24 protein-coding genes and 1 riboswitch are annotated in these 21,083 nt (G+C 72.8%); of the genes, 14 read left to right on the top strand and 10 right to left on the bottom strand.

The genetic code is table 11. The features are described 5' to 3' along the window. Positions 1 to 5: 5 nt before the first annotated feature. From ACGFI7_RS35140 to ACGFI7_RS35100, 9 genes are all read left to right on the top strand, one after another. Positions 6 to 1,232 (top strand): sensor histidine kinase, encoded by a 1,227-nt coding sequence (locus tag ACGFI7_RS35140; protein ID WP_393412371.1) that lies wholly within the window; start codon positions 6 to 8, stop codon positions 1,230 to 1,232. Further along, positions 1,220 to 1,858 (top strand): response regulator, encoded by a 639-nt coding sequence (locus ACGFI7_RS35135; protein WP_393412369.1) that lies wholly within the window; start codon positions 1,220 to 1,222, stop codon positions 1,856 to 1,858. Before ACGFI7_RS35140 ends, ACGFI7_RS35135 begins: the two co-directional genes overlap by 13 nt. A 33-nt stretch (positions 1,859 to 1,891) precedes the next feature. Then, the gene (locus tag ACGFI7_RS35130) at positions 1,892 to 4,000 is read left to right on the top strand and encodes a polysaccharide lyase 8 family protein (RefSeq protein ID WP_393412367.1); all 2,109 of its coding nucleotides are present in this window, start codon (positions 1,892 to 1,894) and stop codon (positions 3,998 to 4,000) included. A 234-nt stretch (positions 4,001 to 4,234) separates the two neighbouring features. Further along, complete coding sequence (locus ACGFI7_RS35125; protein ID WP_393412365.1) at positions 4,235 to 4,672, top strand: CBS domain-containing protein; 438 nt, start codon at positions 4,235 to 4,237, stop codon at positions 4,670 to 4,672. Further along, a complete protein-coding gene (locus tag ACGFI7_RS35120; RefSeq protein ID WP_393412363.1) occupies positions 4,669 to 5,955 on the top strand; it encodes an ArsB/NhaD family transporter in 1,287 nt (428 codons plus the stop codon). Before ACGFI7_RS35125 ends, ACGFI7_RS35120 begins: the two co-directional genes overlap by 4 nt. Positions 5,956 to 6,156: 201 nt before the next feature. Continuing rightward, positions 6,157 to 6,305, top strand: a riboswitch (cyclic di-AMP (ydaO/yuaA leader). A 12-nt stretch (positions 6,306 to 6,317) separates the two neighbouring features. Further along, positions 6,318 to 7,001, top strand: coding sequence for a CHAP domain-containing protein (locus ACGFI7_RS35115; protein ID WP_393412361.1), 684 nt, complete (start codon positions 6,318 to 6,320; stop codon positions 6,999 to 7,001). Between the two features lie 63 nt (positions 7,002 to 7,064). Continuing rightward, positions 7,065 to 8,597: an acyl--CoA ligase family protein gene (locus tag ACGFI7_RS35110; protein WP_393412359.1), complete on the top strand. Its 1,533-nt coding sequence runs from the start codon at positions 7,065 to 7,067 to the stop codon at positions 8,595 to 8,597. Positions 8,598 to 8,634: 37 nt separating this feature from the next. After that, a complete protein-coding gene (locus ACGFI7_RS35105) occupies positions 8,635 to 9,108 on the top strand; it encodes a TspO/MBR family protein (RefSeq protein WP_393412357.1) in 474 nt (157 codons plus the stop codon). Positions 9,109 to 9,184: 76 nt separating this feature from the next. Next, positions 9,185 to 9,586 carry a four-helix bundle copper-binding protein gene (locus ACGFI7_RS35100; protein ID WP_393412355.1) on the top strand — a complete coding sequence of 134 codons (402 nt, stop codon included), beginning with the start codon at positions 9,185 to 9,187 and terminating at the stop codon, positions 9,584 to 9,586. A gap of 43 nt (positions 9,587 to 9,629) precedes the next feature. Here the strand turns inward: ACGFI7_RS35100 and ACGFI7_RS35095 are convergent, their stop codons facing one another. Both ACGFI7_RS35095 and ACGFI7_RS35090 read right to left on the bottom strand, forming a co-directional pair. After that, complete coding sequence (locus ACGFI7_RS35095; protein ID WP_393412353.1) at positions 9,630 to 10,778, bottom strand: acyl-CoA dehydrogenase family protein; 1,149 nt, start codon at positions 10,776 to 10,778, stop codon at positions 9,630 to 9,632. Beyond that, positions 10,775 to 11,005 (bottom strand): hypothetical protein, encoded by a 231-nt coding sequence (locus tag ACGFI7_RS35090; RefSeq protein ID WP_393412351.1) that lies wholly within the window; start codon positions 11,003 to 11,005, stop codon positions 10,775 to 10,777. Before ACGFI7_RS35090 ends, ACGFI7_RS35095 begins: the two co-directional genes overlap by 4 nt. A 174-nt stretch (positions 11,006 to 11,179) precedes the next feature. Between ACGFI7_RS35090 and ACGFI7_RS35085 the strand changes: the two genes are divergently transcribed. From ACGFI7_RS35085 to hypF, 5 genes are read left to right on the top strand one after another with little or no spacing between them, the layout of a single operon-like run. Further along, the gene (locus tag ACGFI7_RS35085; RefSeq protein WP_393412349.1) at positions 11,180 to 11,674 is read left to right on the top strand and encodes a PadR family transcriptional regulator; all 495 of its coding nucleotides are present in this window, start codon (positions 11,180 to 11,182) and stop codon (positions 11,672 to 11,674) included. Then, positions 11,653 to 12,267, top strand: a complete 615-nt coding sequence (locus tag ACGFI7_RS35080) for an SIS domain-containing protein (RefSeq protein WP_393412347.1) — start codon at positions 11,653 to 11,655, stop codon at positions 12,265 to 12,267. Before ACGFI7_RS35085 ends, ACGFI7_RS35080 begins: the two co-directional genes overlap by 22 nt. Continuing rightward, complete coding sequence (locus ACGFI7_RS35075) at positions 12,264 to 12,479, top strand: HypC/HybG/HupF family hydrogenase formation chaperone (protein ID WP_393412345.1); 216 nt, start codon at positions 12,264 to 12,266, stop codon at positions 12,477 to 12,479. Before ACGFI7_RS35080 ends, ACGFI7_RS35075 begins: the two co-directional genes overlap by 4 nt. Further along, positions 12,476 to 13,126 (top strand): SIS domain-containing protein, encoded by a 651-nt coding sequence (locus tag ACGFI7_RS35070; RefSeq protein ID WP_393412343.1) that lies wholly within the window; start codon positions 12,476 to 12,478, stop codon positions 13,124 to 13,126. The genes ACGFI7_RS35075 and ACGFI7_RS35070 overlap by 4 nt, the downstream gene beginning before the upstream one ends. Position 13,127: 1 nt before the next feature. Next, positions 13,128 to 15,401, top strand: coding sequence for a carbamoyltransferase HypF (gene hypF, locus ACGFI7_RS35065; RefSeq protein ID WP_393412341.1), 2,274 nt, complete (start codon positions 13,128 to 13,130; stop codon positions 15,399 to 15,401). Between the two features lies 1 nt (position 15,402). On the opposite strand, the gene hypE is transcribed toward hypF, so the two are convergent. Genes hypE through ACGFI7_RS35025 form a run of 8 tightly spaced genes read right to left on the bottom strand, consistent with a single transcriptional unit; the run spans position 15,403 to position 21,049 of the window. Beyond that, complete coding sequence (gene hypE, locus ACGFI7_RS35060) at positions 15,403 to 16,530, bottom strand: hydrogenase expression/formation protein HypE (RefSeq protein ID WP_393412339.1); 1,128 nt, start codon at positions 16,528 to 16,530, stop codon at positions 15,403 to 15,405. Next, positions 16,527 to 17,666 carry a hydrogenase formation protein HypD gene (hypD, locus tag ACGFI7_RS35055; RefSeq protein WP_393412337.1) on the bottom strand — a complete coding sequence of 380 codons (1,140 nt, stop codon included), beginning with the start codon at positions 17,664 to 17,666 and terminating at the stop codon, positions 16,527 to 16,529. The genes hypE and hypD overlap by 4 nt, the downstream gene beginning before the upstream one ends. A 12-nt stretch (positions 17,667 to 17,678) precedes the next feature. After that, the gene (locus ACGFI7_RS35050; RefSeq protein ID WP_393412335.1) at positions 17,679 to 17,951 is read right to left on the bottom strand and encodes a HypC/HybG/HupF family hydrogenase formation chaperone; all 273 of its coding nucleotides are present in this window, start codon (positions 17,949 to 17,951) and stop codon (positions 17,679 to 17,681) included. A gap of 17 nt (positions 17,952 to 17,968) precedes the next feature. Further along, positions 17,969 to 18,091 (bottom strand): DUF6893 family small protein, encoded by a 123-nt coding sequence (locus ACGFI7_RS35045; protein WP_393412333.1) that lies wholly within the window; start codon positions 18,089 to 18,091, stop codon positions 17,969 to 17,971. An 11-nt stretch (positions 18,092 to 18,102) separates the two neighbouring features. After that, positions 18,103 to 18,312 carry a hypothetical protein gene (locus ACGFI7_RS35040; RefSeq protein ID WP_393412331.1) on the bottom strand — a complete coding sequence of 70 codons (210 nt, stop codon included), beginning with the start codon at positions 18,310 to 18,312 and terminating at the stop codon, positions 18,103 to 18,105. A gap of 10 nt (positions 18,313 to 18,322) precedes the next feature. Continuing rightward, positions 18,323 to 18,919, bottom strand: a complete 597-nt coding sequence (locus ACGFI7_RS35035) for a DUF5947 family protein (protein WP_393412330.1) — start codon at positions 18,917 to 18,919, stop codon at positions 18,323 to 18,325. Beyond that, positions 18,916 to 19,263, bottom strand: a complete 348-nt coding sequence (locus ACGFI7_RS35030) for a hypothetical protein (RefSeq protein ID WP_393412328.1) — start codon at positions 19,261 to 19,263, stop codon at positions 18,916 to 18,918. The genes ACGFI7_RS35035 and ACGFI7_RS35030 overlap by 4 nt, the downstream gene beginning before the upstream one ends. Beyond that, positions 19,256 to 21,049, bottom strand: coding sequence for a nickel-dependent hydrogenase large subunit (locus ACGFI7_RS35025; protein WP_393412326.1), 1,794 nt, complete (start codon positions 21,047 to 21,049; stop codon positions 19,256 to 19,258). Before ACGFI7_RS35025 ends, ACGFI7_RS35030 begins: the two co-directional genes overlap by 8 nt. Positions 21,050 to 21,083 lie beyond the last annotated feature (34 nt).

Genomic DNA, 21,083 nt, shown 5'->3' with positions numbered 1-21,083 from the left:
CGGTGATGATGAGAAACGCCGTCGAGGCGCTCGACCGCCTCGCGGGCGGTCTCGGCACCGCCGTCCTCGCCTTCGCCACCGTGGCCTGCTGGGTGATCGCGGGCACGGCCGCGCTGTTCTGGGTCGGCCTGCCCCTCATCCCCTCCGTGCTGTCGGTGACCAGGGCGGTGGCGGACAAGGAACGCGCCAGGCTGGGCCGGTGGGGCGAGCCGGTGCTGACCCCGTACGAGACGTCCATCGAGGACCTGAGCTGGCAGGAGGCGCTGCGCGCCGCCCGGCGCGACCCGGCGACCTGGCGTGACCTGCGCTGGCTGGCCCTGCACGCGACGTCCGGCCTCACCCTGGGGATGCTCGGCATCGCCTTCCCGATCATGGCGGTGCGGGACGTCACGTTCCCCCTGTGGTACGGGTTGCTGCCGGAGACCGAGACCACCAGCACGATGTACCTGCCGCTCGACTCCTGGACGGGCGTCGCCGGCACGGCGCTGATCGGCCTGATCTGGCCCATGCTCAGCCTGACGATCGGCCCGCTCATGGCCAGGTTGCAGGCGCTGCCCGGCCGGCGGCTGCTGGCGCCGCACCCGTCGGTCGACCTGTCGCACCGGATCGCCGAGCTCACCGCCACCCGCGCGGGCGCTCTCCAGGCGCACGCCGCCGAGCTGCGCCGCATCGAGCGCTCCTTGCACGACGGCGCGCAGAACCGGCTGGTGGCCGTGGTCGTGCTGGTCGCCGCCGCCCGGCGGGCGCTGGACCGCGACCCGGCGACGGCGGGCCCGGCCCTCGACCGCGCCCAGGAGGCCGCCGAGACCGCGCTGAGCGAGCTGCGCGGCGTGGTGCGCGGCATCCTGCCGCCGATCCTGCAGGACCGGGGCCTGGCCGGCGCGCTCACCGCGCTGGCCTCCGACTGCCCGGTGCCGTGCAAGGTGTCGGTGGGCGAGCTGGGGGCGCTGCCGCTGTCGGTGGAGACCACCGCGTACTTCACGGTGGCCGAGGCGCTGACCAACGTGGCCAAGCACAGCGGCGCCGCCCACGCCCGGGTGGCGCTGCGCCGGCGCGGCGGGAAGCTGCGCGTCGAGATCGAGGACGACGGGCACGGCGGCGCGGTGGAGCGGACGGGCTCCGGCCTGACGGGCATCCGCCGCCGGGTGGCCGCGCACGACGGCGTCCTCACCCTGACCAGCCCGGCAGGCGGGCCGACCAGAATCGAAGTGGAGCTAGCGTGCGTGTCGTGATCGCCGAGGACGACGCCCTGCTGCGCGAGGGGCTCGCGCTGTTACTGGGCGGCGAGGGGTTCGAGGTCGCGGCCGCCGTGCCGGACCCCGACGCGTTCATGAAGGCGGTGGCCGAGCACCACCCGGACGTCGCCGTGGTGGACGTCCGGATGCCCCCCACCCACACCGACGAGGGCATCAAGGCGGCGGTGGAGGCCAGGCGGCTGCACCCGGAGCTGGCGGTGCTCGTGCTGTCGGCGTACGTGGAGCAGGCGTTCGCCACCGAGCTGCTGGCCGGCGGCGCCTCGGGGATCGGCTACCTGCTCAAGGAGCGGGTGGGCAGGGTCGGGGAGTTCATGACCGCGCTGGAGCGGGTGGCGGCCGGCGGCACCGCCATCGACCCCGAGGTGGTGGCCCAGCTCTTCACCCGCCGCGACGGGCCGCTCGACCGGCTCACCACCAGGGAGCTGGAGGTGCTGGCGCTGATGGCCGAGGGCCTGGGCAACACGGCCATCGCCGAACGGCTGGTGGTCACCGAAGGGGCCGTGCACAAGCACATCCGCAGCATCTTCGCCAAGCTCGACCTGTCCCCGGCCGACCGGGTGGACCGGCGGGTCGCCGCCGTCCTGCACTACCTCGACGCCTGAGCGCCGTCGCCGTCCCGGTGTGATAATCCGTTCGTGGCAGCGGTGTGGTCGAGGCGGGCGGTGCTCCGGCTCGGCGCGGCCACCGCCGCGGGGGCCGCGGTTCCGGCGGTCGGTCCCGGGAGGGCGGCGCGGGGCGACCCGGACGCGGCGTTCCGGCTCGTGCGGCGGCAGTGGCGGGAGATCACGGTCGATCCGGCGCACCCGGTGGCGGCAGCCCGGCGGTGGCTGGTGGCCATGACGCCCACCGGTGACCGCCTCTGGCCCGATCTGCCGTACCCGTCTCTGGACGCCACCCCGGCGCGGCTGCTCGCGATGGCGCGCGCGTACGCGGTCACCGGCGACGCGCGGTTGCGCGCCGGCGTGGCGGCCGGCGTCGACCACTTCCGCGAGCACGTGTACGCGGCGGGTGCGGAGCCGGCGGGCAACTGGTGGCACTGGGAGATCGGCGCGCCGAAGCGGCTGCTCGACGCCGCCGTCCTGGCCGGCCTGTCCGGGCGGCGGGCCGGCGCGCTGGGGGCGGCCGTCGACCATTTCGTCCCGCCTGACCGGTTGCGTGACTACAGCGGCACCAGCACCGCCGCGAACCGGGTGGACCTGTGCCTGGTGACGCTGCTGCGCGCGGTGCTCGGCGCCGACGCGGCGCGGGCGGACCTCGCGGTGCGGGCGCTCACGCCGGTCTTCCGGTACGTCACGGAAGGCGATGGCTTCTACCGGGACGGCTCATTCCTCCAGCACGGCACCGTGCCGTATCAGGGCGGGTACGGCCTGGTCCTGCTGGAAGGGCTGGCGACGCTCTTCGCGGTGCTGCGCGGCACCCCGTGGCAGGTCACCGACCCCGGCAGACAGGTGGTGTACGACAGCGTGGAGCGGTCGTTCGCCCCGTTCGTGCACGCCGGTCACGTCATGGACCTGGTCAGCGGCCGGGGCATCGCCCGGCATCCGGCGGGAGGCGAGATCAGGGCCCGCCGCCTGGCCGGGGCCGTCCGGCGGCTGGCCGTCACCGCCACGCCGGAGGAACGCCGCCGCTGGCGGCCGTTGCTGGCCGGCCGCGCGGTCGAGCCGGTGGGGCACCGGCTGTTCCCGATGAGCGCCCGTGCCGTGCACCGCGCGCCGGGCTGGTGCGCGGCGCTCAGCATGTCCTCCGACCGGATCGCCCACTACGAGCACGGCAACGGCGAGAACCTGCGTGGCTGGCACACCGGCTCGGGGATGCTCTATTGGTGGGGCGAGGGCCACGACGCCCACTACGCCGACGGGTTCTGGGCCACCGTCGACCCCGGCCGGCTGCCCGGCACCACGGTCTCCGCCCGGCGCCCGCCCGACGGCGCGGGCGCGGCGTGGGGCGGCGCGTGCCCGCCGTTCCGCTGGGTCGGCGGCGCGACCGACGGCCGTCACGCGACCGTCGGCCAGCACCTGCGCGGGCTGGAATCCACGGTGGAGGCGTTCAAGTCCTGGTTCTTCCTCGACGACGCCGTGGTCTGCCTCGGCGCGGGCATCACCGGCAGGGACGGCGCCCCGGTGGAGACCGTGGTCGACAACCGGCGCAGCGCCGCGCTCCTCACCGTGGCCGAGGAGGCGGGCTGGGCCCACCTGGCGGGACACGGCGGCTACGTCGTCCGCGACGGCGGCGTGCTGCGCCACCTGCGGGAACACCGGGCGGGCGGTGGCATGACGCGCCCGTACGTCACACTCTGGCTCGGGCACGGCCTCGACCCGGACGACGCCCGCTACGCCTACGTGCTGCTGCCGAACGCCACCCTGGAGGCGACCAGGGCCCGCGCCGCCGACCCCGGGTGGCTGCGGGTGCTCGCCAACACGGCCTCCCAGCAGGGGGTGCACGTCCCGTCGGCGGGGGTGACGGCGGTCAACTTCTGGCAGCCGGGCTCGGTCGGTCCGCTGTCGGCGTCCGGCCCGTGCGCGGTGCTCGTCGTCGAGCACGACGACGGCTCGGCCACGGTCACCGTGTCCGACCCGCGCCGCGACCTGACCGGGCTGACCGTGACCTGGGAGCGTCCGGTCCGTGAGGTCACCCGACGCCCGCCGGCCCTGGCCGGGGCCGTGACGGGGCCCCGGCTCACGCTCGCGTTCGGCCCCCTGCCGGACCCCGCGACGACCACCGTCCGGCCAAGTCCCGGCAAGTGAGGGCGTGTGGCGGCGGATCCGGCCGCCATGGTCGTGCTGTCGTGGGAAACGGCCGTGGCCGGAACGTCACCCTCCGAAGGAGCAAATCTGCGCCACTTTGAGTAACTTCATGCAGATTAGAGAGCCTACCGACCGGATGTGAGCATGCGGCGATGGTCTTGATAGGTTGTCCGGTGGTGCGCCGGGAAGTCTGGTCGGCAGGTCCTCATCCGTACGAGCGAAGGATGTGCCCCCATGCGCGCCAGAGACCTGGTTGCCGAATATCCCGTCGTGGCCCTGGACACCCCGGTGCTCGACGCCTGCCGGCTGATGGCCGAGCAGGATCTGCCCGGTCTGATCGTCAAGGGCGACGACCAGCACACCATCCTCTCGGGCACCGAGGCGCTGCGGCTGGCCGTGCCGCGCTACATCATGGACGACCCGGCGCTGGCCCGGGTGGTCGACGAGGCGCACGCCGACGCGTTCCTGGACGCCCTGGGCGGCCGTACGGTGCGCGAGGCGCTGCCGAAGGACCGGCGCGAGCTGCCGGTCACCGACCCTGACGCGACCGTGCTGGAGCTGGCGGCGCTGATGGCGCGCACCCGCACCCCGCTGGTCGCGATCGTCGAGGAAGGCCGGCTGCTGGGCGCGGTCACGCTGCAGGCGCTGCTCGACCGGATGCTGGGCACGTGACCCCGGTCGCCTGGGCGAGCGTGGCGGTGTTCCTGGCCGCCTACGCGCTGATCGCCACCGAGAAGGTGCCGCGGGTGGCCGCGGCACTGGGCGGGGCCGGGATCATGCTGCTGATCCACGCCACGGACGCCCAGGCGGCTTTCTTCTCCGAGCATTCCGGCATCGACTGGAACGTCATCTTCCTGCTGCTCGGCATGATGATCATCGTCGGGGTGCTGAAACAGACCGGCGTCTTCGAGTATCTGGCGATCTGGGCGGCCAAACGCGCCAAGGGGCGGCCCTTCCGGCTCATGGTCCTGCTGGTGCTGATCACCGCGGTGGCGTCCGCGCTGCTGGACAACGTCACCACGGTGCTGCTGATCGCGCCGGTGACGTTCCTGGTGTGCGAGCGGCTGGCCGTGTCGCCGATCCCCTTCCTGATCGCCGAGGCGCTCGCCTCCAACATCGGCGGCGCGGCGACGCTGGTGGGCGATCCGCCCAACATCATCATCGCCAGCCGGGGCGGGCTGAGCTTCAACGACTTCCTCGTGCACATGGCGCCCATGGTGATCGTGCTGGTCGTGGTGTTCGTGGGGCTCTGCTGGCTGATGTGGGGACGGTCGTTCACCTACGATCCCAGCCGCGCGGCGGAGGTCATGGCGCTGGACGAGAAGGAGGCGATCGCCGACCGGCGGCTGCTGTGGCAGGCGCTGGCCGTGCTGGCCGTGGTGCTGGCGGCGTTCGTGCTGCACCCGGTGCTCCATTACTCGCCGTCGGTGGTCGCGCTGCTGGGCGCGGGCGTGCTGGTGGCGGCCACCCGGGTGACCGCGGAGGAGTCGCTGGCCGAGGTGGAGTGGCCGACACTGGTGTTCTTCGCCGGGCTGTTCGTCATGGTCGGCGCGCTCGTCCACACCGGGGTCATCGGGCAGATCTCCGAGGCCGCGGTGGCGGCCACGGACGGCCGGCTCGACGTGGCGGCGATGGGCCTGCTGGGCGGCTCGGCGGTGCTGTCGGCGATCGTGGACAACATCCCGTTCGTGGCCACGATGAGCCCGATCGTGGCCGACCTCGTGGCGGCGAACGGCGGCGAGTCGGCGCAGGTGCTGTGGTGGGCGCTGGCGTTCGGCGCCGACCTGGGCGGCAACGCCACGGCGGTGGGCGCGGCGGCCAACGTGGTCGTGCTGGGCATCGCGGCGCGCAACGGGGCGCCGATCAGCTTCTGGCAGTTCACCAAGTACGGGTTGATCGTCACGGTCGTGACGGTGGGGCTGGTGGCCCCGTATCTGTGGTTCCGCTACCTGTAGAAACCTGGGCAAAAGTAAAATATTCGCCCGCAAACCCCTATGCCATCGGGGATCCCGCCGCCGGGGGCCGCCCCGCACTTGCCCTCGGCGTTGCGCGCCGATTACCTTCGAGCACATCGATGGCACGCGCTTGAGCAGAGCTTTTCCGTAAGACCCTGCGCGTTGCCGATGTATTGCCGAGACCGCGCCTCCGTGCAGAGCACGGCGCGGCCGCCGAATCCGCTGGCAGGCGGAACCGGGGACCCACTTTTCACCGGGGTGAATCGGTCGCTCTTTACCTGGAGCACACCGTAGGGCACTTCCACGCCCGAACCCGACAGCTAACCCGGTAGGCGGCATGGAAGCAAGGAGCAATCCCCAGCATGGTGAAGCACCTCTTCGACCGCATGCCCACGACCGCCTCCCGCTACGCGGTGGGCGCCACCCTCGCCCTGGGTGTCGCGTTCGCCGGCACCTCCGCCCTCCCCGTCGACGCTGAGACCAAGGCCTCGCCGTCGCAGCCGCACCCCGTCGCCCAGCAGCAGAGCGGCGCCAACCAGGCCAACGCGGTGAGCGCGCAGACCGTCCTGCAGGTGGCCGAGGCGCAGATCGGCGTGTCCGAGGACGCCTCCGGTGGCGGCACCAAGTTCCACCAGTGGTACATGTCCTCCCCGCGTGCGGCCGAGACCCTGGCCCGTGACGGCGGCGGCACGCCCGCGATGTACGCCAACGCCCCCTGGTGCGCGATGTTCGTGTCCTGGGTCGGCGAGCAGGTCGGCGCCCGCTCCACGGTGGGCTGGGACGCCTACACCGTGACCTACGCCCAGTGGTTCGCGAACAACGGCCGCTGGGGCGGCGAGGCCAAGCCGGGCAGCGTCGTCTTCTTCGACTGGGGCGGCAGCAAGAGCATCAGCTCGATCGACCACGTCGGCCTGGTCAAGAAGGACAACGGCGACGGCACGATCACCACGATCGAGGGCAACACCGGCAACGGCAAGGTCGAGGAGCGGGTCCGGCCCAAGGGCCACGTGACCGGCTACGGCTACCCCGAGTACAAGGCCGCCTGAGCGGATTCGCCGCGGTCGCGCGGGGGTACGACGCGGACGGGACTCGCCCTGGATCGGACCGCGATGGCACAGTTCACGTTCTCCCCACTCACCCCCTCCTCGTTCCTCCGGCGATCCGGTCAGGTCTTCCCTGACCGGATCGCCGTCGTCGACGGGCCGGAGCGGTTCACCTACGCGCGGCTCCTCGACCGTTCGCGGCGGCTCACCGGAGCGCTCGCCGGGCTCGGCGTCGAACCCGGCGACCGGGTCGCCGCCCTCTGCGTCAACAGCCACGTCATGCTGGAGCTCCACCACGGCGTGCCGATGCGCGGGGCGGTGCTGGTGCCGCTCAACATCCGGCTGTCGGCCGGCGAGCTGGCGCACATCGTCGACCACTCCGGCGCCCGCGTCCTCGTCGCCTCCGCCGAGCTGGCCGACCGGGCCGGCGAGGTCGCCGCCGCGACCGGGGCCCGGCTCGTCCTGGCCGGCGACGAGTACGAGAAGCTGCTCGACGGCGCCGAGCCGCGCGAGGTCGGGTGCGCCGAGGAGCGCGGGCTGCTGGCGATCAACTACACCAGCGGCACGACCGGCCTGCCCAAGGGCGTGATGTACCACCACCGCGGCGCCTACCTCCAGGCGCTGGCCATGGCGCTGCACGCCGGGCTCGGCCCCGCCAGCGCCTACCTGTGGACGCTGCCCATGTTCCACTGCGACGGCTGGTGCTTCACCTGGGCCGTCACCGCGGCCGGCGGCACCCACATCTGCCTGCGGGCCGTCGACCCCGCCGAGATCTGGCGGCTGCTGCGCGAGGAGGACGTCACCCACTTCAGCGGCGCGCCGACCGTGCTCACCATGATCGCGAACGCGCCGGGCGCGCGGCCGCTGGACCGGCTCGTACGGGTGCAGACGGGCGGCGCCCCGCCCACGCCGACGCTGCTGGCCCGGATGGCCGGGCTGGGCATGGAGGTCACCCACCTGTACGGGCTGACCGAGACGTTCGGCCCGATCGCCGTCAACCAGTGGCAGCCGCAGTGGGACTCCCTGTCCGCCGGGGAGCAGGCCGAGCTCAAGGCCCGCCAGGGCGTGGGCAACGTGATCGCCGACGACCTGCGGGTGGTGGACCCGGAGGGCCGTGACGTGCCCGCCGACGGGCAGACGATCGGCGAGATCGTAGTGCGCGGCAACGACGTCATGCTGGGCTACTACCGCGACGAGCGGGCCACCGGCGAGGCGGCGCTCGGCGACCGGCTGCGCACCGGCGACCTGGCGGTCCGCCACCCCGACGGCTACGTGGAGATCCGCGACCGGTCGAAGGACATCATCATCTCCGGCGGCGAGAACATCGCCTCGGTCGAGGTCGAACGGGTCATCGACAGCCATCCGGCGGTGCTGGAGTCGGCCGTGGTCGGCGTGCCCGACGAGAAGTGGGGCCAGGTGCCGGTGGCGTTCGTGAGCCTGCGGGAGGACGCGGGGCCGGTGACGGCCGAGGCGATCATCGAGCACGTGCGCGAGCGGCTGGCCCACTTCAAGGCCCCGCACCGGGTCACGTTCCAGGAGCTGCCGAAGACCTCGACGGGCAAGATCCAGAAGAACGTGCTGCGCGACGCCGCCCACTAGGGGACATATCGGCCGTTCCACAGGGCACGGGACGTTCATGGTCGTCACCACAGCCTCCCGCCGCTGGATCGCGCTGCCGGTCTTCCTGGTGGCCGTGGCGCTGGTCGCCGTCATCGGGTCACTGGCCGCGTCCGGCTCCGCCCAGGAGTACCTGTCCCTGGAACGTCCTCCGTGGGCGCCGCCGCAGTGGCTGTTCGGGCCCGTCTGGACGGTGCTCTACGTCATGATCGCCGTGGCCGGCTGGCTGGCCTGGCGCGAACGCGGCTGGTCGCGGGCCATGACCCTGTACGCGGTCCAGCTGGTGCTCAACGCCGGGTGGACCCCGCTGTTCTTCGCGGCGGGCCGGTACGGTCTCGCCTTCGCCGAGATCTGCGTGCTGTGGATCGTCATCGTGGCGACCATCGCGGCGATGTGGCCGATCAAACGGGCGGCGGCGCTGCTGATGCTGCCCTACCTGGTGTGGGTCACCTACGCCGGCGCGCTGAACTTCGCCATCTGGCAGCTCAACTGAGCGGTGCCCGTGTAGGCGGGCGAGGACGGGTAGGGGCGGAGGGACCGCGAAAGCGACAAGGGAGGCGGAACCCGACATGCCCGTCCGAGAAATGATCAAGACGTATCCGGCCGAGATCAACCTCGACCGTGAGCGCATCGCCGACGCGATCCTGGCCCTGGTCGACTGCTCCCAGGCGTGCACCGCGTGCGCCGACGCCTGCCTGAGCGAGGAGCGGGTCGACGAGCTGCGCAAGTGCATCCGTACCGACCTCGACTGCGCCGACATCTGCGACGCCACCGCGCGCGTCCTGTCGCGCCACACCGGCTACGACGCCAACATCACCCGCGCCCAGCTCCAGGCGTGCATCCAGGCGTGCACGTCGTGCGAGGAGGAGTGCGCCAAGCACGCCGACATGCACGAGCACTGCCGCGTCTGCGCCGAGCGGTGCCGCACCTGCCGCCAGGCCTGTGAGAACCTGCTCGAAGCCATGAGCTGAGCGAGCGCGCCGGGCCGGGGCCACGCCCCCGGCCCGGCGCCGATCAGACGAACGCGCCGTGGCCGGTGATCGCCCGCCCCACGATCAGGCTGTTGATCTCGCGGGTCCCCTCGTACGAGTAGATGGCCTCGGAGTCGGCCACGAACCGGCCCATGCCGTAGTCGAGCACGATCCCGTTGCCCGCCATGATCTCCCGGCCCCAGCCGACCGCCTCCCGCATCCGCGCGGTGCAGTAGGCCTTCGCCATCGCCGAGTGCTCGTCGCGGTAGACGCCGGCGTCCTGCAACTGGGCCAGCCGGACCACCATGCCGAGCGAGCTGGTGACGTTGCCGAGCATGCGCACCAGCAGATCCTGGACGAGCTGGAACGCCGCGATCGGGCGGCCGAACTGCTCGCGCTCCCCGGCGTACTCCAGCGCCCGCTCGTAGGCGCCCATCATGCAGCCCACCGCCTGCCACGCCACGCCGCCCCGGGTCTGCCGCAGGATGACCGAGGTGTCGCGGAAGCTGCGCGCCCCGGCCAGCCGGTTGGCCTCGGGGACGCGGCATCCGGTCAGCGTGATGTCCGCGTTCTGGACCGTACGGAGCGCGATCTTGTTCTCGATCCTGGTGGCTTCGAAGCCGGGCGTGTCCTTCTCCACGACGAAGCCCTTCACCTGGCCGTCGGCCTCGTCCTTGGCCCAGACCACGATCAGGTCGGCGAAGGTGGCGTTGCCGATCCAGCGCTTGGCGCCGTCGAGCACCCACGTGTCGCCCTCGCGCCTGGCCGTGGTGCGCAGTCCGGCCGCCACGTCCGAGCCGCCCTCCGGCTCGGTCAGCGCGAACGCGCCGATCCGCTCCATCGCCGCCATCCCCGGCAGCCACCGCTCGCGCTGCTCGTCCGAGCCGAGCCGGGCGATGCTGCCCATGGCCAGGCCGCTGTGCACGCCGAAGAACGTGCCCATGGACGGATCCACCCGGTTCATCTCCAGCACGATGAAACCGGTCAGCAGACTGCTCGCGCCCCCGTGCTGCAGGCCCGCCACGTCCAGCTTGGCCATCTCCGGCACGACGTGGTGCGGGAAGCTCGCCTTGGTCCACGCCTCGTCCGCGATCGGCGCGATCTTCTCGACCATGAACTCCCGCACCCGCTGGACGACCCGCTTCTCGTCCTCGTCCAGCAGGTCCGCGTACTCGTAGAAGTCGCCGATCATGCGCCCAGGTCCCTGGCCATGGTGTCCAGCCGGGCGGCGAGCGAGTCCAGCTCGTGCTCGTCGGTCACCTGCCCCACGTCGCGGCGTCGCGCGATCACCAGGGCGCCCTGCCGTTCGGCCTGGTCCTCCGGCATGACGACGCACTCGCCCCGGACGAGGACGAGCGCCGCGTCCTGATCGGGAGCGGCGATGAGTTCACGTACGGCTTGGCGGTCGATGAGTCGCATGGCCCACGACTGCCCTGGTGGGGGCCCGTGAAACGGATCTTCGGGCCGCCCGGGAGATTCTTGGCGTGCCTACGGCGAAGAGTCGTGCAACTGCCGGACGCGCCGCTTCGGCCTGTGACGTCCGCCGGCCTACTGTCCTACCGACCGGCCATGTCGTCGTCGGCGGGGGGATCCATGGACGTTCGCGGGCTGCTCCATCCCTTCCTGCTGCTGCTCATCTGCGAGCGGCCCGGCCACGGGTACGACCTGATCGAGCGGCTGGCCCGGCTGGGCGCGGGCGGCACGGAGCCCGGCCAGGTCTACCGCGCGCTGCGGGCCCTCGAACGTGAAGGCCATCTGGCCTCCGCCTGGGTCGCCTCCGAGGCGGGTCCGGCCCGCAGGCGGTACGAGCTGACCACCGGCGGGATGGCCGAGCTGCAGGCGTGGATGCGCCGGTTGACCGAGGTCCGCCAGGTGCTGGAGACCTGCCTGGGGCGGTGGACCCGGATCGCGGAACCGGGCGGCACACCGGGCGGCACACCGGGCGGCACGTCGGGCGGCGCACCGGGCGGCGCACCGGGCGGCGCACCGGGCGGTCACGAATCCGCGCACGAGTCGCTCGCGGTCCTGCGGGAGAGGCCCGCGGTCGCGCGGGAGGAGGAGGCGTCATGGGTGAGGACCCGGCGATGACCGTCGTGTCCGCCGCGTTCGAACGGCGGATCGGACCGGCCGCCGCCGTCGGCGAGGACGCGGACCGGATCGTCCGCGCCTGCCAGGAGATGGCGGAGCGGTTCCGCAAGGGCGGCAAGCTGCTGGTGTTCGGCACCGGCGGGTCGGTGGCCGACGCCCAGCACGTCGCCGTCGAGTTCGCGCACCCGGTCGTCGTGGGCAAGCCCGCGCTCCCGGCGATCTCGCTGACCACGGACATGGCGGTGGCCACCGGGATCGCGCGGACCGAGGGCCTCGACGGGATCTTCGCGACCCAGCTGCGGCTGCTGGCCTCGCCGCGCGACATCGCGCTCGGGCTGACCGCCGACGGCCGGTGCGCCGGCGTACGGAACGGCCTGGCGGCGGCCCGCGAGCTGGGCCTGCTCACGGTGGCGCTCACCGGAGGGGTGGCGCTCACCGGAGGGGTGCTCACCGGAGAGCGGGAGCCCGAGGCGGACCACGTGCTGACCGCCCGCTCCGACGACCCGATGATCGTCAAGGAGGTGCACGTGACGATCTACCACGTGCTCTGGGAACTGGTGCACGTCTTCTACGAGCTGGAGGCGGTCCGATGACGGAGCCGTGCCACGACGAGGTCTGCGTGACGTGCTCCGACGTCGCGGTGCCGGTGCGCGTCCTGCGGCTGCTGGACGACGGGATGGCCCTGGTGGAGACGGAGTCGGGGCCGGAGGAGGTCAGCGTGGCGCTGGTCGACGCGCGGCCCGGCGACGTCGTGCTGGTGCACGCCAAGGAAGCCATCGCGGTCCGTGGGGACGAGCGCCGGTGAACGGGATCGAGGCCCTTTACCCGTTCCTCGCTCAGGGGCCGGTCGACCGGGAGGCCGTGGTCGCCGACCTGTGCGCGTCCACCCGGAGGAAGGCCGACGAGATCGTCGCGCTGCGCCGGTCGCTGGTCGCGCTGCACGCCGAGCGCCTGGTGGCGTGCGCGCGGGCGATGGCGGCGGCGTTCGGCACGGGAGCGCGGCTGTTCGCCTTCGGCAACGGGGGGAGCAGCACGGACGCCCAGGCGGTCGCGCAGCTGTTCGCCCATCCGCCGAAGCCGGCCCGCGCCGTCGCCGCGGTGCCGCTCGCCCAGGACGTCGCGCTGCTCACCGCGCTGTCGAACGACGTCGGGTACGAGCTTGTGTTCGCCAGGCAGCTGGCCTCGCTCGGCCGTCCCGGTGACGTGGCCGTGGGATTGTCGACCAGCGGCGGCTCGGCCAACGTGCGCAACGCGCTGGCGGAGGCGTCCCGGCGCGGCCTGCTCACCGTCGGGCTGGTCGGCTACGACGGCGGGCCGATGGCGCAGGAGGACCGGGTCGCTTACCTGTTCGTGGTGCCGTCGGCCTCGGTGCACCGCATCCAGGAGGCCCAGATCACGCTCTGCCACGTGCTGTGGGAGCTGACCCAGCGGGCGCTGACCGGCGAGCTGTGACGTGTCCGGTACGGGGGCGCGCCGGATCCGGGTGCGGGTCGAGGGGCTGGTGCAGGGCGTGGGGTTCCGGCCGTTCGTGTGCGGGCTGGCCGGGGCGCACGGGCTGTCGGGGTTCGTCGGCAACGACCCCGGCGGGGTGTTCATCGAGGCGGAGGGCGAGCCGCCGATGCTGGACGCGTTCACGGCCGGGCTGACCGTCCAGGCGCCTCCGCTCGCCCGGGTCGAACGCGTCTCGGTGGTGCCCGCCGCGCCGGTGGGCGAGCCGGGGTTCCGGATCCTGACCAGCCGGCTCGGGTCTCCCGCGGGGGGAGTCGCGCCGGTGTCGCCGGACGCCGGGACGTGCGCCGCCTGTCTGGCCGAGCTGCGCGACCCCGGTGACCGGCGGCACCGGTACCCGTTCGCCAACTGCACCGACTGCGGGCCGCGGTTCACCATCGTCACCGGGGTGCCGTACGACCGGTGCGCCACGACGATGGCCGCGTTCTCGATGTGCGCCGCGTGCGCCCGGGAGTACGGCGACCCGGGCGACCGGCGGTTCCACGCCCAGCCTGTCTGCTGCCCGGCCTGCGGGCCCGAACTGCGCGCGCTCGGCGCGGACGGCCGGCCCGTGCCGGGGGACCCGGTCGAGACGGCGGCCCTGTGGCTGGAGGCGGGCCGGGTCGTGGCGATCAAGGGGCTGGGCGGCTACCACCTCGCCGTCCTGGCCGCCGACGACGCCGCCGTGGCCGCGCTGCGGGCCCGCAAGCGCCGCGAGAGCCGCCCGTTCGCCGTGCTGGCGCCGGACGCGGCGGCGGCCGGGACGCTGGTCCATCTGGAGGCGGCGGCCGAACAGCTGCTCACCGGCGCGCGCCGGCCCATCGTGCTGGCCCCGCGCCGCCGTGACGCGCCGGTGTCCGACGCCGTGGCGCCCGGCGCCCGCGACCTCGGGGTCATGCTGCCGTACACGCCGCTGCACCACCTGCTCGCCGACCGGCTGGCCGCACCGTACGTGCTGACCAGCGGGAACCTGAGCGACGAGCCGATCGCGCACCGCGACGAGGAGGCGCTGCGTCGGCTGGCGGGCGTCGCCGACGGGTTCCTCGTGCACGACCGGCGGATCCACGCGCCCGCCGACGACTCGCTGGTGCGGGTCTTCCGGGGCAGGGAGCTGGTCGTGCGCAGGTCGAGGGGGTACGCGCCGGACCCCGTCGGCGTGCCGTGGCCGTTCCCCCGGCCGGTGCTGGCCTGCGGCGCCCAGCTCAAGAACACCTTCTGCGTGGCCGCGGGCACCCGAGCCTTCCTGTCCCAGCACATCGGCGACCTGGAGAGCTACGAGACCCTGCGCTGCTTCACCGAGGGCGTCGAGCACTTCTGCCGGCTGTTCGGCGTCCGCCCGGCCGTGATCGCTCACGACCTGCACCCGGAGTACCTGTCGACGAAGTACGCCCGGGACCGCGTGGACGCGGACCTGGTCGGGGTGCAGCACCATCACGCGCACATAGCCTCCTGCCTGGCCGAGAACGGTCACGGCGGACGGGTCATCGGGGTGGCGTTCGACGGGCTCGGCCTGGGCGCGGACGGCACGCTGTGGGGCGGCGAGCTGCTCGTGGCCGACCTGGTCTCCTACCGGCGGGCCGGGCACCTGGAGACGGTGCCGATGCCGGGTGGCGCGGCGGCGGTCCGGCAGCCGTGGCGGATGGCGGCGGCCTGGCTCGACCGGGTCTACGGCGACGCGCCGCCGGCCCTGCCGGTGACCCGGGAGGAGCGGTGGCCGGCGGTCGTCGCCCTGGCGCGGACCGGGACGAACGCGCCGCTCACCTCCAGCGCTGGCCGGTTGTTCGACGCGGTCGCCGCGATCGCCGGCGTCCGCGGCACGATCAGCTACGAGGGGCAGGCGGCGGCCGAGCTGGAGGCCCGGGTGGATCCCGGCGAGCGGGGCGGCTACCCGGTCCGGATCGTCGACGGCGATCCCTTGGTCATCGCGGGGAGCGACCTGATCAGGGGCGTGGCGGAGGACGTGCTGGCCGGGGTGGACGCGGGGCGGGTGGCCGCGCGGTTCCATCGCGGGCTGGCCGGGGCGGTCGTCCGCGCGGTGCGGATTCTGGCCGAACGGACCGGCCTGCGGACGGCGGCGCTGTCCGGCGGCGTCTTCCAGAACACCGTCCTGCTGGAGGCCGTGGTGTCCGGCCTGGAGCTGGAGCGGTTCGAGGTGCTGACCCACTCCCGCGTCCCGCCGGGCGACGGCGGCGTCGCGCTCGGCCAGGCGGTCGTGGCCGCCGCGCACGACCGCCTCTAGATCAGCAGATGCGTGGCAGCGGGTCGCCGACCAGCAGGTCCACGATCCTGGTGCCGCCGAAGGCGGTGTTGAGCAGCACCATCCCCGGCGGTCCCGGCTCGATCGAGCCCACCACCGCGGCCTCCTCCGACACCGGGTGCCGGCGCAGCGCCGCGACCGCGGCCTCGGCGTGGTCGCCGTCGACCACGGCCACGAACCTGCCCTCGCACGCCACGTACAGCGGGTCCAGGCCGAGCAGCTCGCACGCGCCGCTGACGACCGGCCGCACCGGGACCGCACGCTCGTCCACCGTGACGGCCACCCCGGCGCCGCGGGCGACCTCGTTCAGGACCGTCGCGACCCCGCCGCGGGTGGCGTCGCGCATCATCCGCACCGGGACGGCGTCGAGCAGCGCGGCCACGGCCTCGTGCACGGGCGCGGTGTCGGAGGTCAGGTCGGCCTCGATGTCCAGGTCACCCCGGGCGATCATGACCGTGATGCCGTGCTCCCCGATCGGCCCGGACACGATCACCGCGTCCCCCGGCCGCACCTGCGACTCGCCCAGCGTGACCGCCCGGTCCAGCGCCCCCACGCCGGCCGTGGTCACGTAGCAGCCGTCGGCCTTGCCGCGCTGGACCACCTTGGTGTCGCCGGTCACCACCCGCACCCCGGCCCGCTCGGCCGCCGCCGCCATCGAGGCCGCGATCCGGCGCAGGTCGGCGATCGGGAACCCCTCCTCCAGGACGAACGCCGCCGACAGGTATCCCGGCCGCGCCCCGCAGACCGCCAGGTCGTTGACCGTCCCGTTGACCGCGAGGTCGCCGATGTCGCCGCCGGGGAAGAACAAGGGCGAGACCACGTACGCGTCGGTGGTGAACACCAGTCGGCCGGTGCCGAGGTCGAGCGTGGCGCCGTCGTCGAGCGGCTGGAGCTCCGGGTTGGCGAAGGCGTCGACGAAGACGGCCTCGATCAGCGTCCGCGACGCCTTGCCGCCCGCGCCGTGCGCCAGCGTCACCCGTTCCTCGGTGACCTTGGGCCGACGGCGGCGGGCCCGTTCGATCCGCTCCAGCACCTGCTCCTCGCGGGACGCCGGCGCGTGCCGCTCCGCCGCCTCGGCCAGGGCCCGCTCGGCCCACTCGGCCGTGGTCATGATCGCTCTCCCAGGGTCAGCGGCACCGGCTCGCGCCGGCGGGTGAAGCGGCCGAAGTTGTAGTAGGCGGCGCAGGCGCCCTCCGAGGAGACCATGCAGGTCCCGATGGGCGTCTCGGGCGTGCAGGCGGTGCCGAAGACCTTGCACTCCCACGGCTTCAGCACGCCTTTCAGCACCTCGCCGCACTGGCAGGCCTTCGGGTCGGCGACCCGTACGCCCGGCACGGGGAAGCGCGTCTCGGCGTCGAAGGCCGCGTACGCCTCGCGCATCCGCAACGCGGAGTTGGCGATGAAGCCCAGCCCGCGCCACTCGAAGTGCGGCCGCAGCTCCATCACCCGCGAGATCGCCGACAGCGCCCTGCCGTTGCCGTCCCACGGCACCACCCGGGTGTACTGGTTCTCCACCTCGGCCCGCCCCTCGGCGAGCTGCCGCATCAGCATGTAGACCGACTGCAGCACGTCCAGCGGCTCGAACCCGGCGCACACCAGCGGCTTGCCGTAGTCGCGGGCGATGAACGCGTACGGCCGGCAGCCGATGACGGTGGACACGTGACCGGGCCCGATGAAGCCGTCGAGCCGCATGTCGGGCGAGTCGAGGATGGCCTTGATCGCCGGGATGATCGTCACGTGGTTGCAGAAGACCGCGAAGTTGCCGATGCCCTCGGCCGCCGCCCGCAGCACGGTCATCGCCGTGGACGGGGCGGTGGTCTCGAAGCCGATGGCCATGAAGACGACCGTGCGGTCCGGGTTCTGCCGGGCGATCTTCAGCGCGTCCAGTGGCGAGTAGACCATGCGGATGTCCGCGCCCGCGGCCTTGGCGTCGAAGAACGAGCCCTGACCGCCCGGCACCCGCATCATGTCGCCGAAGGACGTCATGATCACCCCGGGCTCGCGGGCGATCGCCACGGCGTCGTCCACCCGGCCCATCGGGATGACGCAGACCGGGCAGCCGGGCCCGTGCACCAGCGACACGGACTCGGGCAGGTGGTCCTCCAGCCCGTGTTTGTAGATGGTGTGCGTGTGGCCGCCGCACACCTCCATGAACGTGTAGCGCCGTCCGGGCTCGCACAGGTCCCGGATCCGCGCCGCCAGCTTCCGGGCCTGGCCCGCGTCGCGGTACTCATCGACGAACCGCACTGCCCCCGCCTCTCAGGTGATGTCTGATTCCGCGAGCGCCTCGAGCTCGTCGGTGTACGCCTGTCCCAGGCCGCGCAGGAGTTCGAGCGTCGTCGCCGCCTCCCGTTCGTCGATCTTGGACATGGCGAAGCCGACGTGCACGAGCACCCAGTCGCCCGGACGGATCGCGTCCGCGCCGACCAGCCCGACGTTGATGGCCCGCCGGACGCCCGCGACCTCGACCTTGGCGAGCTCGGGTTGTCCGGGGATGAGTTCGACGATCTCGCCGGGAATGCCCAGGCACATCGGCCGCCTCGCTCCTCTCACATTCTGGTGATCTTGATGTAGCGCTTCATGGCGGGCAGTTCCCGCCAGAACATCGCGATGAGCGCGGCTCCGGCGAACAGGGCCAGGAGCTTGCCTGGGTGCCGCATGTCGGTGTCCACCTCCTCTCGGTCTAGGCCGGGGGGAGATTCGGCATGATCGGCAGGATCGGGTCCTCGTGACCGGGACGCACGCCCGTGGAGCGGCGCGCGTCGGCCGTGTCGTCCTCGTGGTGACCTGCCTGCCGGCTGTAGGAACCCTTCGCGTTGCCCTGGCGCACGCCCTTGACGTGCGAGGGCGTGTCGGGCGCCACGTCGGGTCTGCCCACCCGGATCTGTGCCATGTCGTCCTCCTCATCTCCCGAGTTCGGCGAAGAAAGCCGCGATCCGGTCCCAGAGCCGCTGGCCGCCGGACATGCCCGTCCATTCCTGGCGCACCAGGGCGACGAGCCGGTGACAGTCGTCGATGGGGACGAGCCAGCGCTCGTCCAGGCCGCGCACGATCGCGACCAGGAAGGCCTCCACCACCGGCCGCATCGACCCCAGCTCCGCGTACCGGACGGCGAGCCGTTCCCACGCGGCGGAGTCCACCTCCCAGCGGGTCGCGCCCGCCGGGCTCGGGTAGTGGGCCGTCACCGTGCCGTCGGACCGGCGGACGAAGAACGCCAGGCCCACCGGCACGCCCAGCTCGGACGGCGGCGGGCCGGTGAGGCGGACCCGCCGGTGCGGCACCAGCCGGAAGCGCCCCGGGCCGGTCTCCCCCTGCTCGAACAGCAGCGCGCAGGCGCGGCAGGCGCAGAACACCTGCTCCTTCCGCTCCTCCAGCAGGTGGGCGTGCTCGCCCGGCAGCGGCGCGCCGCACAGCTCGCACGGCTCGGCGGCCCGCCGCCGCCGGGCGACGGGCCTGTTGATCACCCGGCCGAGCGCGCCGGAGGTCACGGCGTCGGTCATGGGGCCGCCCTCGACGTGGCGGGCCGCCGCGCCAGCGTGTCGAGCGGGATGAACGCCGACCCCTGCCCACTCGCCGGGGGCTGGCCCGCGGGCACCCCGTGCAGCACGAACAGGTGCGCCAGCAGGAGGTCCTCCGCCAGCGCGGGGCCGAGCTCCGGGTAGCTGGCGGCGCGGTCCATGACCCGGGCGAGCGCCTCCCCGTACACCCCGGCGAGCGTGGCGACCGCGTCGAGCGCCAGCTCCGCCGTGGGCCCGGAGGTCGTCTCCAGCTCGCTCAGCAGCTCCTCCAGCAGCTCCAGGTGCCCGGCGACGGCGCGCTCGTCCAGCCTCGGCCGGTCAGTCATGGCCGCCGCCGAACATGGGCGAGTGCAGCTTGCGCAGCGTGCGTCCCTTGCCCAGATACATGTGCACGCCGCAGGGCAGGCACGGGTCGAAGCTGCGCACCGCGCGCATGATGTCGACGCCCTTGAAGTTCTCCGGCCCGTTCTCCTCGAAGATGGGCATGTCCTGGACGGCGTCCTCGTACGGGCCCGGGGTGCCGTAGCGGTCGCGCGGGCTGCCGTTCCACGGGGTGGGCGGGTACGGGTGATAGTTGGCGATCTTGCCCTTCTCGATCACCAGATGGTGCGACAGCACGCCGCGCACCGCCTCGTGGAACCCGACGCCGATGGCCTGGTCCGGCACGTCGAAGTCCTGGAACACCTTGGTGTCGCCGGCCCGCACGCGGTTCAGCGCCCGCTCCACGAACCACACCGCCATGGCGGCCGCGTACGCCACGAAGTACACCCGGGCCCGGTTGCGCTCGATCGCGTTGGACCACGGCGGGATGCGCCACTCCAGCGTCATCTCCGGCAGGGCCGTGCCCTTCGGCAGGTTGATCTGCACGCTGGAGCCCGTCGACCGCACGTACGGCGTGTCCACGAGACCGGCCAGCGCCGTGGTGTAGAGACGCGCGAACGGGCCGCCGCCGGTGTCGAGCGCCAGGTGGTCGCCGGTGCGCGGGTCGAGCCAGCGCGGGCTCATCACCCAGCTGTAGTTGCCGTCGAAGTCCCGCTTCTGCGGGGCGGGCAGCGTGGTCTGGTTCCACGGGTGGCGCATGTCGACCGGGTTGCCGAGCGGGTCCTGGGTGACGAACGGCTTCTCGTTCACCCAGTCCTCGTAGTAGGAGCTGCCGAGCAGGATGCGGATGCCGAGGTTGATGTCGACGAGGTCGGTGGTGATCAGCTCGCCGTCGACGACGATGCCGGGGGTGACGTACATCGCCTTGCCCCACTCGTTCATCGTCTCGTAGCGGTAGTCGACCACGTCGGGGTCCTGGAACGCGCCCCAGCAGCCCAGCAGCACCCGGCGCCGGCCGACCTCCTCGTAGCCGGGCAGCGCCTGGTAGAAGAAGTCGAAGACGTCGTCGTTGAGCGCGACGGCCTTCTTGACGAAGTCGATGACGCTCATCAGCCGCGACAGGTAGTCGGTGAAGACCGACGGCGACGGCATCGTGCCGACGCCGCCCGGATAGACCGTCGACGGGTGCACGTGCCGGCCCTCCATCAGGCAGAACATCTCCCGGGTGACGCGGCTGACGGTCAGCGCCTCCTTGTAGATGTCGCCCTCGAACGGGTTGAACGCCCGCATGATGTCGGCGATCGTGCGCTTGCCGTGGATGGCGGCGTTCGGCGCCTGGGTGTTCTCGGCCCGGTGCAGCACGCTCGGGTTGGTGCCCTTGACCATCGCCTCGCAGAAGTCGACGAAGACCAGGTTGTCCTGGAAGAGCGTGTGGTCGAACATGTACTCGGCCGCCTCGCCGAGATTGATGATCCACTCGGCGAGCTTCGGGGTCTTGATGCCGTACGCCATGTTCTGCGCGTAGACCGAGCACGTCGTGTGGTTGTCGCCGCAGATGCCGCAGATGCGGCTGGTGATGAAGCCGGCGTCGCGCGGGTCCTTGCCCTTCATGAACACCGAGTAGCCGCGGAACAGCGAGGACGTGCTGTGGCACTCCACCACGCGCTGGTTGTCAAAGTCGATCTTGGTGTAGATGCCGAGGTTGCCGATGATCCGGGTGATCGGATCCCATGACATCTCGACGAGCTGACCCGGCTTGGGCGTGGCTCTTTCCTGCTGTTCGATGGCCATCCGCCGTGTTCCCCTCTCTCGTGCGAGCCGGCGG

The sequence above is a fragment of the Nonomuraea sp. NPDC048826 genome (assembly GCF_043198225.1).
GTDB lineage: Bacteria > Actinomycetota > Actinomycetes > Streptosporangiales > Streptosporangiaceae > Nonomuraea.
The sequence above is the reverse complement of the archived record's forward strand: the minus strand, read 5'-3'. Positions and strand labels throughout refer to the sequence as shown.